Genomic DNA, 13,720 nt, shown 5'->3' with positions numbered 1-13,720 from the left:
TGGCATGAGCCGCTGCGTCAGGCCAGCGCCGCCAGCGGCTCACGCACGGGCTGCGGCGCCCCGGCGTCCATCATCCAGCCATAGAGATTGCGGGGATCGGGCGGCGTCGCCACCAGTTCCACGTGACTGCCCCGATGCTGGGCGTGGGCCGCGGCATGGAGCCAGCGCAGCGCGGAGTAATCCTCCAGTGCAAATCCCACCGAATCGAACACCGTCACCTGCCCTGTTTCGGTGCGCCCGGCCACCCGGCCGGACAAGATCTCCCACAACTCCGTCACCGGCGTATCCGCTGGCAATTGCTGGATCTCGCCTTCGATGCGGGTCTGCGGCGCGTACTCGACCACAATGCGCGCCTGGCGCAGGATCTGCGGATGCAGTTCGGTCTTGCCCGGGCAATCGCCGCCGACCGCATTGATATGCACCCCGGGCGCGACCAGGTCAGGCGTGAGGATGGTGGCCCGCGTCTTGTCGGCGGTGATGGTGCTGATGATGTCGGCACCCTGCACAGCTGTGCGCACGGAGTCCACCGCCGCCACCTTCAGCCCCGGCACGCCTTGCAGGTTGCGCGCGAGCCGCGCCGTCGCGGCGGGATCGATGTCGTACGCGCGGATCTCCCGGATGCCCACCATGGCATGGAAGGCCAGTGCCTGGAACTCCGCCTGCGCGCCGTTGCCAATCAGCGCCAGCGTCGCGGCGCCGGGCCGCGCCATCACCTGCGCGGCCAACGCCGACGTGGCGGCGGTGCGCAACGCGGTGGCCAGCGTGAGGTCGCACAGCAGCAGCGGGAAGCCGCTCGCCACTTCCGCCAGCACGCCAAACGCCATCACCGTTGGCATGGCGTTCTGCGCATTGCGGGGATGGCCGTTGACGTACTTGAACGCATATTGCACGGCGTCGCTCACCGGCATCAGCTCGATCACCCCGTCGACGGAGTGCGTCGCCAGCCGCGCGGATTTGTCGAATGCTTCCCAGCGCACAAAATCCTGGCGAATGTGATGCGCCATCTGCGCGATGGTGTTGGCGACGCCCGTGGCGCGCACCAGCGCCGCCACATCGGCGGCGTCCAGAAAGCGGGTCATGGCGATCTCCTTCATGGTGTTCTCCCTTGCTGGCTCGGTATTGGTGTTTGCTCGCCCTTCGCGCTCACGCCGCCACCGCGGCGCCATCGGCCGCGGCGCTCGCCCGGGCCGGCCCGCTGGTACGGTCCAGGCGCAGTGTCATGCAGTAGGCGCCGCCGCCGGACAGCATGTACGGCGATAGGTCCACCTCGCGCAGCTGGTAGCCGCGCTGGCCCAGTTCGGCGCGCAGGTGCGGCGTGGTGCGCGTCATCACCACCTGGTCATGCAGGTTGACCGCATTGACGCTGAAGTGGCGCAGGTCGTCCTCGCTCGCTTCGATGCGCAGGCTGGCCGGCACGCGCTCGCGCAAGATGCGCAGGGCGTCCTGCGTAAAGGCGGGCGGGTAGTAGAGAATCTCGCCGCCGGACAGCGGACAGAAGCACACGTCGAGGTGATAGCTCTGCGCCGTGGCAAGCTCCAGCGCGACAACCTCGCGGCCGAAATGGCTCGCCATGGCATCGGCCGCGGCGCGCGAGGAGCGCGGGCCAAAGCCGGCCCAGAAATGGCCGCGCACGGCATCCCAGATGCAGTCGCCAGCGCCTTCCTGGTAGCAGCCTTCGGGCAGCAGGCTGACGGAGTCGATCAGGCCGCGCTCGCGCAGGCCCTCGAAGATCCGCGCAAAGGGCGCTTCCTCGCCGGCCCGCTGGGGATAGCGAAAGCGCGCCAGCACGGCGTGGCCGTCCAGCACCACGGCGGCATTGGCGGGGAACACCATGTCGGGCAAGCCGGGCGCGCCGGGCGCGATTTCCACCGTGAAGCCGGCCGCCTGCAGGGCCGCGTGCAGGGATTCGAAGGATGCCACCGCATTGCGATGCATGCCGCGCGGGTCGCTAGCCCAGAGGCCGGGGTCCATCCACGGGTTGATGCTGTACGACACATCGTAGTGAGTGGGCTCGACAAGCAAGATGGTGGGCTGGTGGATCACGCTGGCTCCTTTGGGTGATGGGTGACGGGGGGTCGTCAGTCAATGCCTTGGAATGCCTGCATTCTGATGTACTGCCGCGCCAACCAAAAGCCAGCAAATTGCGCAATTTGCCTATGCCACAATGCAAAACGCCAGCTAAAATTGGCAAATCGCCAGCCGCGAAGATCGTGCCGGCAAAGGCACCCCCTCGCCTCCCACGGGAACCACCATGGACGACACCGACCGCCAGTTGCTGGCCCTGCTGCGCGACAACGCGCGCACGCCGGCCACCGCCCTGGCCAAGGCGCTGCGCGTCTCGCGCGCCACCGTGCAGAACCGCATCGACAAGCTGGAAAAGGAAGGCCTGATCGTGGGCTACACGGTGCGGCTAAAGCCTGAAGCCGAGGCGCACCGCATCCGTGCCTGGATGACCATCGCGGTGGAAGGCAACAAGGCGCGCGCGGTGCTGCAGGCGCTGCGCGGCGAACCCAATGTGCAAGCCATGCACACCACCAATGGGCGCTGGGACATCATCGCCGAGCTGCGCGCGGATTCGCTGGAAGCATTCGACCGCACACTGGACCGCATCCGGCTGATCGATGGCATCGCCGCCACGGAAACCAGCATCCTGCTGTCGAGCTACAAGCTTTAGAGGCGACGCGAGCGCGCTTACGCCGCGGCAGTGCCGCGCAGCCGTTCCCGCCGGGTTTCCTCGTGCAGCACCTGCCCGCTGGGGCGCAGCAGGTCGCGCAGCGAAACCACGCCCACCAGCCGCATGGAATCCAGGTCGGCCACCACCGGCAGCCGGCTGACACCGAGCTCCGCCATGCGGCCCGCTGCAACGCGCGCGGTCTGCGCCGGCAGCAGCACCTGGTGCGGCTGCAGCGGCGCCATCAGCGCGCGGCCGGCCTCCATTGATGCCTCCCGCCCGCGCAGCGCGTTGCGCTCCAGCATGCCGACCACGCGCGCCGCGCACACGACCGGATAGCCGCGATGCGGTGCGTGCTCGCCAAAGTGGCTGGCCCACAAGACGTGTACCGGCTGCTCGCCATCCACGCTGACCACTGCCGTCGTCATCAAATCCGCCACGTGCTGGCGCTCCAGAGGATCCACGCCATACTCGCGATAGATATGCAGGCCCCGGCGTGCGATCTTCTCGGTCATGATCGAGCGCTTCATGGTCAGCACCGTGAAGCCATGCGCCATCGCCACGGTCAGCAGCAGCGGCAGCAGGGCATTGCTGTCATGCGTCAGGCCAAAAGCGAAGACGATGGCGGTCAGCGGCGCGCCCAGCACGCTGCCCAGCACGCCCGCCATGCACACCAGCGCCCACAACGGCGCAGAGGCGCCGGGCAGCCACGGCGCCAGCGCCACGCCAAGGCCCGCGCCCAGCATCAGCAGCGGGGCCAGCACGCCACCCGACGTGCCGGACCCCAGCGCTGCCACCCAGATGATGGCCTTGACCGTCAGCAGCGCCAGCACCACGCCGATCGCCATGCGGTTGTGCAACAGGTCCGCGATCACGTCATAGCCCACGCCCAGCGCGCGCGGCTCGAAGTACCCGCCAATGCCGACCACCAGCCCGCCGATCGCCGGCCACCACATCCAGTGCAGCTTGAGCTTGGAGAACTGGTCCTCGGTGCGATAGAGCGCCAGCGTCAGCGCGGCGCCCAGCACGCCGCAAAGCAGCCCGGCAACCACGCACGAGCCCAGCGCCATGGTGCTGGCCGGCGCGGTGTGCAGCGCAAACAAGGGGCCAGGCTCGAACACCATCGTGCGAAGGAAGCCGGCAACGGCGCAAGCCAGCGCCACCGGCAGCAGGCTGCGCGGGCGCAGCTCGAACAGCAACAGTTCCACGGCCAGCAGCACCGCCGCCACCGGCGTGCCGAAGATCGCCGTCATGCCGGCGCAGGCGCCCGCCACCAGCAGCGTCTTGCGCTCGGCCGCGGTGAGATGCAGGTACTGCGCGAGCAGCGAGGCGATCGAGCCGCCGGTCATGATGATCGGCCCCTCCGCGCCAAACGGCCCGCCGCTGCCGATCACGATGCCGGAGGACAGCGGCTTGAGCACGGCCACCCGGGGCGACATCTTGCTCTTGCCGAACAGCACGGCCTCGATGGCCTCGGGGATGCCGTGGCCACGGATCTTGTCGCTGCCGTAACGCGCCATCAGGCCCACCAGCAGGCCGCCGACCGCCGGCACCACGATGACCCATGCCCCCAGCGCGTGCTGCGCCGGCGAGCGATCCGCCAGCGACAGGGTCTGATAGAAGAACAGATTGGTGAAGAACCGGATCAGGTTCAGCAGCAGCACGGCAGCCGCCGTGCTGATAGCCCCGATGAGGGGCGCCAGCGCTGCCAGCAGGAGCAGCCGGCGGTCGACGGCGTAGTCGCGTTTTTCGAAGTGCATGGCCAGGATCGGGAAGCAGGCGGAGAAGGGGGCGCGGATCGCGGGCGGATCCCGCTGCGCGAAAAACGAAATGTATCACGTCATGATATATTTGCGCACTGGATTTCCGGAGCACGATGCCAAGGCGATCCAGGTGCGCCATTGCGCGCATTCGCCCGCACAACCCAAAGAAAAAAGACCCATGCCGCCATCCCAGGCCCCCTCCTTAGCCGACTTCCCGCCAGCGCGGGCACGTGCGTGGCTGCGCGCGTTTGCCCCCACGCCCATCGCCGCCGGCCGCCGCGAACGCGTCAAGAGCTGCCTGGGCGCGCTGGTCGGCCTGCTGCTTACCGAATGGATCAGCCGTCACCTGCTGGGTGGCTTCAACCCCTGGTTCATCGCCCCGATGGGTGCCTCCGCGGTGCTGCTGTTCGCCGTGCCCGCGAGCCCGCTGGCGCAGCCCTGGTCCATCATCGGCGGCAACCTGGTGGCCGCGCTGATCGGCGTGGCCTGCGCACGCTGGATCCCCGAGCCTGGGCTGGCCGCCTCGGTGGCCGTGGCGCTGGCCATCGTCGCCATGTTCCAGTTGCGCTGCGTGCACCCGCCCAGCGGCGCGGTGGCGATTACCGCGGTGTTCGGCGGCCACGCCGTGACACAGCTTGGCTTTGGCTTCGTGGTGATGCCGGTCGCGGTCAACTCGATGTTGCTGCTGCTGGTGGCGCTGCTGTTCAACAACCTGATGCGCCGGCGCTATCCGCACCGCCCCGTCGAACACGCCAACCCGCACCGCACCGCCGATCCATTGCCGAGCGAGCGGGTGGGGTTCAACCGCAGCGATCTGGACGAAGTGCTCAAGGCGCGCGGCGAGTTCCTGGACATCGAGGAAGACGACCTGGAAGACATCCTGGTGGCCGCGCAGTTGCGGGCGTATCGCCGGCACTTTGGCGATGTGCGGTGCGTGGACATCATGTCGCGGGACGTGGTGACGGTGCAGCCCGGGCAGAGTGCCCTGGAGGCGCGCGCCCTGCTGTTCAAGCATGGGATCCAGGCACTGCCGGTGGTGGACGCGCAGCGGCGGCTGCTTGGCATGCTTGGGTTGGCGGATCTTCTTGCCGCGCGCAATGGCGCCGAGGGGCAGGTCCGTGCGGGAACTGCCAAGGACCTGATGCACACCAGCATGGCTACGGCCCGGGCGGAGCAACCCATGGTGGAGCTGGCGCGGGCGTTTTCCAATGGCGGCCTGCATCAGGTGCCGGTGGTGGATGCCCAGCGGCGGCTGCTGGGCATTGTCACGCAATCGGACCTGATCGCCGCGCTGCTCGAACAAGGCCCGCCGCCAAAAGTAGAACCCACCGCGCAGCCGGCAGGCTGACCCGCGCGGGCGCTAGCGGCTCGCCTGCAACCCGCCCGCCGCCGCCATGGCGTGTGCATCGGCACGCGCCATGCCATTGAACAACAGGTTCAATACCACCGACATCACGCAAGCCAGCAGGATGCTGCTGTGCATGATGGGCTGCAGCCAGCCCGGCAACTGATTGAACAGCGTGCCCGAGAACGTGGGCAGCAGCGAAATGGCCAGGGTGGCGGCAACGATATACACGTTGTGCCGCGTGCCCTCGAAATCCACCCGCGCCAGCGTGCGCACGCCCGCCGAGGTCACCACCCCGAACATGAACAGCCCTGCCCCGCCCAGCGCAGGCAGAGGGATGGAAGCGACGACCGTGGCCAGCTTGGGAAACAAGCCCAGCGCGCACAGGATCACGCCCGCCGCCACCACGACCCAGCGGCTCTTGACGCCCGTCACCACCAGCAGGCCGATGTTCTGGCTGTAGATGGTGTAGGGAAAGCCATTGAGCGCCCCGCCGATCACGCTGGCCAGCCCGTTGGCCCGCAGGCCATCCGTCATTTCGCCCGCACTCAGCGGCTTGTTCACGACATCGCCGATCGCCAGGAACAAACCCATCGACTCGATCATGATGATGATCATCACCACCACGATCGTCAGCGTGGCCACCACGTCGAACACCGGCCAGCCGAAATAGAAGGGATGGATCACGTCGACCATCGGCGCCTCGGCCACGCCATGGAAGTCCACCATGCCAAAGGGGATCGCCGCCAGCATGCCGGCCGCCAGCGCCAGCAGCACGGAGACATTGGACCAGAAGCCCTTGAGCCACTTGTTGATGACCAGGATCAGCGCGAACACGAAGCCCGCCAGTGCCAGGTGATGCGGCGCGCCGAAATCCGGCGCGCCGCGCCCGCCGCCCACCCAGTTCACGCCGACCGGAAACAGCGACAGCCCCACCACCATCACGATGGACCCGCCAACGATGGGCGGAAAGAAGCGCAGCAGCTTGCCGAACACCGGCGCCAGCAGCATGGTGATGACGCCGCCCGCCATCACCGCACCGACCACGGCCGGCAAGCCAAGCGCAGGATTGGTGGCGATGACGAGGATCGGCGGGATGGCACTGAAGGCCACGCCCTGCATCACCGGCATGCGCACGCCGAAGCGCCAGACGCCCGCGGCCTGCAGGATGGTGGCGATGCCACAGGTGAAGAGGTCGGCATTGATCAGGACCGCCACCGCCTCCTTGGGCAGCTTGAGCGCGCTGGCGATGATCATCGGCACCGCAATGGCGCCGACGTACATTACCAGCACGTGCTGCAAGCCCAGTATCACCAGCGGCCCGGGGGCGAGCACCTGGTCAACTGCGGCCGGCCTGTCGCCGGTCAGGTCTTGGGTGTTCATGGGGTTGTCTCCTCTTGTGCCGTTACGTGCGATGACGCGACATCTCTGGGAATACGGGCGCGCAAAAAAGAAAGCCCCGGAACCTGACTAGCGCCCAGCAGGCGCCGGGGCAAGATCAAGCAAGCATTACAGGTGCACCTCCTTCTCGCCGTGCGCCTGCAGCAGCGCCATCAGCTTCTTGCGCATCACCAGCCCGGGCTTGTCGGACGGCATGTGGAACTCCATGCGCCGCGTGGTATCGATGGGCGCGTCGTAATCCGTGGCTTCCAGGATCTCCTTGTCCTCGCGCGTGACCGCATGGTCGAACTTGACCAGTTCCTCGGCCGGCGCCTGCTGCTCCGTGTCGTTGCGGTATAGCCACTGGACCATCATCGTGCTCTTGTCGTCGATGGGCGTGGCACAGTTCACGATGGTGTGCACCAGGCCATTCGGATAGGTGCAGCCGAAGCGGCGCGAGAACGGCATGTACCAGTTGTCGTGCAGGTGGCGGATGGTCTCCGGCTCCTTGCTGCCGGTAAGCAGCCAGCTATCGGGCGGGTTCATGATCGGCACCGAGCGGCGCGACTCGAAACCCCACGCGTTCTCGATGATCTCGATGTCTGCCGGCTTCGGGCTGGCGAACTTGCCGAAGGTGTTCTTGTGCACGAAGCTGAAGTGCGCGTTGTCGAACGAGTTCTCCATGAAGCGCAGGCCGCTGCATGCCCAGCGCTCGTAGAACTGCGGGATGCGGCGCAGCGACGGATCGTTGCCTTCGGGGATGTCCGGGATGTCGGTCAGCGGGTCTTCCAGCGCCACCCACACGTAGCCATAGCGCAGCTTGCAGTGGTAGTTCGCCACCCGTGCGTTGGCGGGGATCATGTTCTGCGGCATCTGCGGAATGCGCACGCACTTGCCGCTGCAGTCGTAGGACCAGCCGTGATAGCCGCAGCACAGCAGGCCATCTGAATCCACATAGCCCTTGGAGAGCTTGGCGGTGCGGTGGCAGCAGCGGTCGCGCACGGCCGCGGGCGTGCCATCGGCGCCGCGCCAGATCACGATGTCCTCGCCCAGCAGCGTGAACGGCTGCGGGCCAAGGTCGAGCCTGGATTCGGGAATGACCGCGTACCAGAAGCGCCGCAGGACCGGTTGTTGAGTGACAAGCATTGGGAAGTCTCCTCTCGTATTGTCGAGTGTGGGTTGTGCCGGCGTGCAGGCGTGCGGCGCGTTGCGTTCTTGTTTCAGCCTGGTGCGGCTGGTGCGGCTTGCACCGGCAGCCAGTCGCTGATCTGTTTGGCAAGCGCGCCCTTTTGCGCCACGGCCTTGCCCAGCAGCGCGAATCCGGTCAGGCCGCCTTGCGTATCGCGGCACAACGCGCGCAGGCCCGCGCCGGCTTCCCCGGCCGCCGCCTGGGACTCGATCTCCCAGTTGCCCGCGCCGGCCAGCGCGGGCGACACCACGGCCGGCAGCACGGGCGTTTTCACCACCACCGGCATGGCGGCATAGCGCAGCGGCGTCGGCGTGCCGGCCAGCGTGCGGGCCAATGCGCGCGCAGCCTGCATCAGCGGCATCACGTAAGGCAGCACCAGGCTGTCGACCTCGGCGCAGTCGCCCAGCGCGTAGACCGACGGCGCGCTGGTGCGCAGCAGGCGGTCCACCACGATGCCGCGCGCAGTGGCAATGCCGCCGTCCTGCGCCAGCGCCACGCGCGGCAGCAACCCGGTGGCGGACAGCACCACGTCGGCGGCGATCTGCGCGCCGCTGGCCAGTTGCACCGCGAGCGCGCCATCGCGGCGATGCACCGCGACCGGCATCTCGCCAAGGTGCAGCCGCGCGCCTAGGCCGCGCAGCGCGCCGGCCATCAACTCGCCTGCCTCGCCCGGCAGCAGCCGGCCGAGCGGCCACGCGGCGGGATCAACCAGCTCGACGTCGAAGCCACCGGCGTGCAGGTCGTTGGCGAACTCGCAGCCGATCAGGCCCGCGCCGAGGATGGCCACGCGCCGCTTGCCTTGCAGCGAGGCGTGAAAGCGCGTGTAGTCCGCAAGATCGTTGACGGTCTGCACGGCATCGGCCCCATCGCCTTGCAAGCCCGGCGCACGCGCTTGCGCGCCCAGCGCCAGCACCAGTTTTCCGTAGCGCAGCGCTTGCCCGTCGACCAGCACGGTGCCGGCGGCGGTATCGATGGCCGATGCGTCGGCATGCGTCATCACGCGCGCGTTGAGCTGCGCGGCCATCGTCGGCGCGCTGGCGATGGCCAGTGCGGCGGGTGCCTTGTTGCCGGCCAGCGCATTGGACAGCATCGGCTTGGAGTACGACTCGCCGCCGTCGCGCGTGACGATGACCAGCGGCGTCGCGCTGTCGAGCTTGCGGAACTCGCGCGCCAGCGTGTAGCCTGCCAGGCCGGTGCCGAGGATGACCAGCGGCAGCGCTGGCTGCGTCTTCGCGGTGATGGCGTCGTTGGCGTCGTTGGCGTCGTTCGCGTCGTTCGTCATGGCTCAGGCCACCACTTCCATCTCGAACTCGGCCTTGCTCACGCCGCAGTCCGGGCACAGCCATTCGTCAGGGATATCCTCCCAGCGCGTGCCGGCGGGAAAACCGTGTTCGGGCATGCCGAGCGCTTCGTCGTATTCAAAGCCGCATACCATGCACTTCCATTTCGTCGCTGTCGTCATGGCGAGTCCTTTCATCGGGTTCGGGTTGTTACGTGTTTGCGTGCCGGCCGGATGGCTAGACACTGGCCTGCGCCAGCGCAAATGGCGTGGCGCGCAGGCGCTTGCCGGTGGCCGCAAAGATGGCGTTGCCGATCGCCGGCACCACCGGCGGGTTGGACAGTTCGCCGACGCCGCCGGGCTGCCTGCCGGAGGGCGGCATCACCACGATCTCCAGCGCCGGGGCGTCGCTCATGCGCACCACCGGGTAGTCGTGGAAGTTGCTTTGCTTCACGCCGCCGTTCTCGATATGCACCGCATTCATCAGCGCGGTGGACATGCCCCAGTAGATGCCGCCAGCCAGTTGCTGGCGCACCGAGCCGGGATCGACGGCAAGCCCGCAGTCCACGACGCAGGTGATCTTGTGCACGGTGATGGCGCCGTTCCTGACGCTGACATCGGCCACGATGGCGATATAGCTCTTGTAGCCTTCGTAGGTGGCCACGCCCAGGCCACGGCCATTGCCGCCCTTGCCCGGCTTCGCGCCGGCTTTCCAGCCCGCCAGTGCGGCGGCGCGGTCAAGCACCGCCACATGCTCGGGCTTGCCATGCAGCAGCTTTCTGCGCAATGCCACCGGGTCCTGCGCGCTGGCATGCGCGGCTTCGTCGATCAGGCTTTCGATGGCGAAGATATTCGGCACGTAGCTCACCGCGCGCCACCACCACACCGGCAAGCCCGGCTCGTGGCGCACCCAGGCGAGGTCGAGCGCGGGCACCTGGTAGTAGAAATCGTCGCGCATGCCCTCGGTGCAGCTTGGATCGACCGGCACCTTGGCCAGGAAGCCGGGATCGTCGGGCTCCTTGATCGACGGCACCACGGCGCGCAGGCTGAAGGCCTGCACATTGCCGGCCGCGTCCAGCGCGGCGCGCGCCTTGTGCACGCTGGCGCTCTGGTAATAGAGCGCGTGCATGTCGTCTTCGCGGCTGTAGAGCAGCTTGACGGGGCGGCCCATGCGCTTGGCGATATAGGTCGCTTCCAGGATGATGTGCAGCCCTTCGCGGGCGCCGAAGCTGCCGCCGGCTTCGGTCAGATGGATCTTCACGTTGTCGCGCGAGACGCCGGCAATGGTCTCGGCCGCCTGCGCGCAGCGCGAGGGCACCTGCACGCCGCCCCAGTACTCCACCGCATCCGGCCGCACCCACGCCACGATGCTGAGCGGCTCCATCTGCGCATGCGCCTTGTAGGGCATGGTGTAGACCGCTTCCACCACCTTGGCCGCGCCCTGGAAGGCGGCATCGGCATCGCCCTTGACCTTGGACTTCTTGCCAGGCTCGTCCACGCGCGCGGCCATGGCGCGGATGGCGGCCTGGGCGCTGAAGTCCTTCATCGCGCTGTCGCCCCACACCACCTTGAGCGCCTGGCGCGCGCGCTGCGCGGCCCAGAAATGATCGGCCACGATGGCCACGCCGGGCTGGCTGGCGCCATTGATGGGGCGCGCGGCCGGCGCGTCGGGGCGGAAATGCGCGATCGTTTCCGGGATTTCGGTGGCGAACACATCGCGCACGCCGGGCAACGCCTTGACCTCGGCGGCGTTGAACGACACCACCCGCGCGTTGACCACCGGCGCGTGCACCACGATGGCGCTCAGCATGTCCGGCAGCTTGATGTCGATGGCGTAGCGCGCGCGGCCGGTGAGCTTGTCGGCCACGCGGTAGCTGCTGCGCTCCTTGCCGATCAGCACGAACTCGTCTGGCCGCTTGAGCGTGACCTCCAACGGTACCGGCAGGCGTGCCGCGCCTTCGGCCAGCTCGCCGTAGGTCAGGCGCTGTCCGCTGGCCACGTGGATCACGGCGCCAGCGGCCGTCTTGCAGGCCGCCGGCTCGACCGCCCAGCGCTGCGCCGCGCACGCCACCAGCATGGCGCGCGCGGCGGCGCCCGCGCGGCGCAGCGTGTTCCACTCCAGCGCCACGCTGGTGCTGCCGCCGGTGGCGTGCATGCCCCACAGCGGATGCAGGTAGGCCTTGGCAAGCGGATCGTCGGGCTGGATCACCTGTACGGTGGCCCAGTCGGCATCCAGCTCCTCGGCCAGCATCAGGCCCAGCGCGTTCTTCACGCCGGTGCCGCTGTCGTATTTGTGGACCACCAGCAGCACGCGGTTGTCGGGGGTGACGCGGACCCAGGCATTGGGCGCGAAGTTGCCGGCCGCGCTATCGGTGATGGGCGCGGCAGCCGCGTTGCGGATGAACTGGCCTGCGCTGCCGATCTCCAGCAGCAGGCCGCCGGCGAGCGCCGCGCCGGCTTGCAAGAAGCGGCGGCGCCCGCCGCTGGCCGGGGTGGCATCGATAAGGTTGAGCTCGCGCGTCATGCTGGCTTGCCTCCACGCAGTTCGGCGGCGGCGCGATGGATCGCGCGGCGGATGCGGTCGTAGGTGCCGCAGCGGCAGATGTTGCCGGCCATGGCGGCGTCGATATCGCTGTCGGTGGGATTGCGCTTGCTGGCCAGCAGCGCGGCGGCCGACATCAGCTGGCCGGACTGGCAGTAGCCGCATTGCGGCACGTCTTCGGCTTGCCAGGCTTTCTGCACCGCGTGCAGCGCATCGGGCTGGCCCAAACCCTCGATGGTGGTGACCCGCTTGCCGGCCACGGTGGACACCGGCGTCTGGCAGGCCCGCACCGGGGCGCCATCCACATGCACCGTGCAGGCGCCGCACAGGCCCATGCCGCAGCCGTACTTGGTGCCGGTGAGATCGAGCTCGTCGCGCAGCACCCACAGCAAGGGGGTGTCGCCGGGAGCTTGCACGGCGCGCAGGGCGCCGTTGACGTTGATGGGGGTCATGGTTTTTTCTCCTTGCTCCGCCGTTTGTCAGTGCTTGGCGCTGCTTGGCGCTGCTTGGCGCTGCTGATTGCTGTCTTCGGGGGCTGGCGGGCCGTGTTGAAGCAAAGACTAGCTGCGCCAAATCCATATGTGAAATATGATTTAAGAATCTTTTCCATACGACATCGATATGGATATCCGCCAGCTCCGCTATTTCATCGCCGTCGCCGAGGAGGGCAACTTCAGCCGTGCCGCCGAGCGCCTGCATATATCCCAGCCGCCACTGAGCCAGCAGATCAAGTCGCTGGAGGCGTCCCTTGGGGTCATCCTGTTCGAGCGTGGCCGCCTGGGCGCGCGCCTGACCCGGGCGGGCGAGGCGCTGCTGACGCGGGCGCGCGACATCGTGGCCGACCTGGACTCGACCCGGAAAATGGTGCTGCGCGTGGCCGACGGGCTGGAGGGCTACCTGCGCATCGGCATCATCAATTCCGTGATGTACGGCCCCCTGCCCCGTACCATGCGGCTGTTCCAGGAACGCAACCCGGCGGTGGAGTGGACCCTGCACGAGATGCTCCCCGACCAGCAGGGCGAGGCGCTGGTGCGTGGCCAGATCGACGTCGGCTTTGCGTCCAGCGCTACCGGGCGCGAGGAACTGCGGTCGATCCGCGTCTACCCGCAGCCGCTGATGGCCGCGGTGCCGGCAAGCCATCCGTTGGCGGCAAGCGGCCGGATCCGGCTGAAGGCGCTGGCGGCGGAACCATTTGTGCTGCTTAATACCCAAAGCCCGGTGATCCGCAGCTTGCTGGCCGCCTGCGTGCGCAATGGCTTCCACCCGCGCGTGCTGCACGAGTCGGTGGATCCGCAGACGGTGCTCAGCCTGGTGGGCGCCGGCGTTGGGGTCAGCGCGCTGCCGCGCTCGCTGTCGGGCGCGCCGCGCGAGGATGTCGCCTTCCTCACGCTGGACGAGCCGGGGCTGGCCGCCGACCTTTATGCCACCGTGCGGCGCGACCATGGCCTGCCCGCGCTGGACCGCTTTCTCACGCTGCTGGAAGATGTCACCGAGGTATGGCATCGTGAGACGTTTGGGGAAGGCCTGCGTAGCACGTAGCGCGCCGGGCAT

12 protein-coding genes are annotated in these 13,720 nt (G+C 68.1%); 3 read left to right on the top strand and 9 right to left on the bottom strand.

From position 1 onward, the window contains the following. Positions 1–17: 17 nt before the first annotated feature. Together RR42_RS03960 and RR42_RS03955 are read right to left on the bottom strand one after the other, a co-directional pair. Complete coding sequence (locus RR42_RS03960; protein WP_043344291.1) at positions 18–1,094, bottom strand: ornithine cyclodeaminase; 1,077 nt, start codon at positions 1,092–1,094, stop codon at positions 18–20. 49 nt (positions 1,095–1,143) lie between these two features. Then, positions 1,144–2,043, bottom strand: coding sequence for a dimethylarginine dimethylaminohydrolase family protein (locus tag RR42_RS03955; RefSeq protein WP_043344288.1), 900 nt, complete (start codon positions 2,041–2,043; stop codon positions 1,144–1,146). A gap of 208 nt (positions 2,044–2,251) precedes the next feature. On the opposite strand from RR42_RS03955, the gene RR42_RS03950 reads away from it, so the two are divergent. Continuing rightward, positions 2,252–2,674: an Lrp/AsnC family transcriptional regulator gene (locus RR42_RS03950; RefSeq protein ID WP_006160263.1), complete on the top strand. Its 423-nt coding sequence runs from the start codon at positions 2,252–2,254 to the stop codon at positions 2,672–2,674. A gap of 17 nt (positions 2,675–2,691) precedes the next feature. On the opposite strand, the gene RR42_RS03945 is transcribed toward RR42_RS03950, so the two are convergent. After that, a complete protein-coding gene (locus RR42_RS03945) occupies positions 2,692–4,431 on the bottom strand; it encodes a chloride channel protein (RefSeq protein ID WP_043344282.1) in 1,740 nt (579 codons plus the stop codon). Positions 4,432–4,612: 181 nt separating this feature from the next. Between RR42_RS03945 and RR42_RS03940 the strand changes: the two genes are divergently transcribed. After that, positions 4,613–5,782, top strand: coding sequence for an HPP family protein (locus RR42_RS03940; RefSeq protein WP_043351337.1), 1,170 nt, complete (start codon positions 4,613–4,615; stop codon positions 5,780–5,782). A 12-nt stretch (positions 5,783–5,794) separates the two neighbouring features. On the opposite strand, the gene RR42_RS03935 is transcribed toward RR42_RS03940, so the two are convergent. From RR42_RS03935 to RR42_RS03910, 6 genes are all read right to left on the bottom strand, one after another. Next, complete coding sequence (locus tag RR42_RS03935; RefSeq protein WP_052494434.1) at positions 5,795–7,162, bottom strand: nucleobase:cation symporter-2 family protein; 1,368 nt, start codon at positions 7,160–7,162, stop codon at positions 5,795–5,797. Positions 7,163–7,288: 126 nt separating this feature from the next. Continuing rightward, the gene (locus RR42_RS03930) at positions 7,289–8,305 is read right to left on the bottom strand and encodes an aromatic ring-hydroxylating oxygenase subunit alpha (protein ID WP_043344279.1); all 1,017 of its coding nucleotides are present in this window, start codon (positions 8,303–8,305) and stop codon (positions 7,289–7,291) included. A gap of 74 nt (positions 8,306–8,379) precedes the next feature. After that, on the bottom strand, positions 8,380–9,630 hold the full coding sequence (locus tag RR42_RS03925; RefSeq protein WP_082054794.1) for an NAD(P)/FAD-dependent oxidoreductase: 1,251 nt from the start codon (positions 9,628–9,630) through the stop codon (positions 8,380–8,382). A gap of 3 nt (positions 9,631–9,633) precedes the next feature. Next, positions 9,634–9,810, bottom strand: a complete 177-nt coding sequence (locus RR42_RS03920) for a rubredoxin (RefSeq protein ID WP_043344276.1) — start codon at positions 9,808–9,810, stop codon at positions 9,634–9,636. Positions 9,811–9,865: 55 nt separating this feature from the next. Next, positions 9,866–12,151, bottom strand: a complete 2,286-nt coding sequence (locus tag RR42_RS03915) for a xanthine dehydrogenase family protein molybdopterin-binding subunit (RefSeq protein ID WP_043344273.1) — start codon at positions 12,149–12,151, stop codon at positions 9,866–9,868. Beyond that, on the bottom strand, positions 12,148–12,621 hold the full coding sequence (locus tag RR42_RS03910) for a (2Fe-2S)-binding protein (RefSeq protein WP_043344270.1): 474 nt from the start codon (positions 12,619–12,621) through the stop codon (positions 12,148–12,150). The genes RR42_RS03915 and RR42_RS03910 overlap by 4 nt, the downstream gene beginning before the upstream one ends. A gap of 169 nt (positions 12,622–12,790) precedes the next feature. Between RR42_RS03910 and RR42_RS03905 the strand changes: the two genes are divergently transcribed. Then, complete coding sequence (locus tag RR42_RS03905) at positions 12,791–13,708, top strand: LysR substrate-binding domain-containing protein (RefSeq protein WP_043344266.1); 918 nt, start codon at positions 12,791–12,793, stop codon at positions 13,706–13,708. Positions 13,709–13,720 lie beyond the last annotated feature (12 nt).

Origin of the sequence: Cupriavidus basilensis (assembly GCF_000832305.1) — a bacterium.
GTDB classification, from domain to species: domain Bacteria; phylum Pseudomonadota; class Gammaproteobacteria; order Burkholderiales; family Burkholderiaceae; genus Cupriavidus; species Cupriavidus basilensis_F.
The sequence above is the reverse complement of the archived record's forward strand: the minus strand, read 5'-3'. Positions and strand labels throughout refer to the sequence as shown.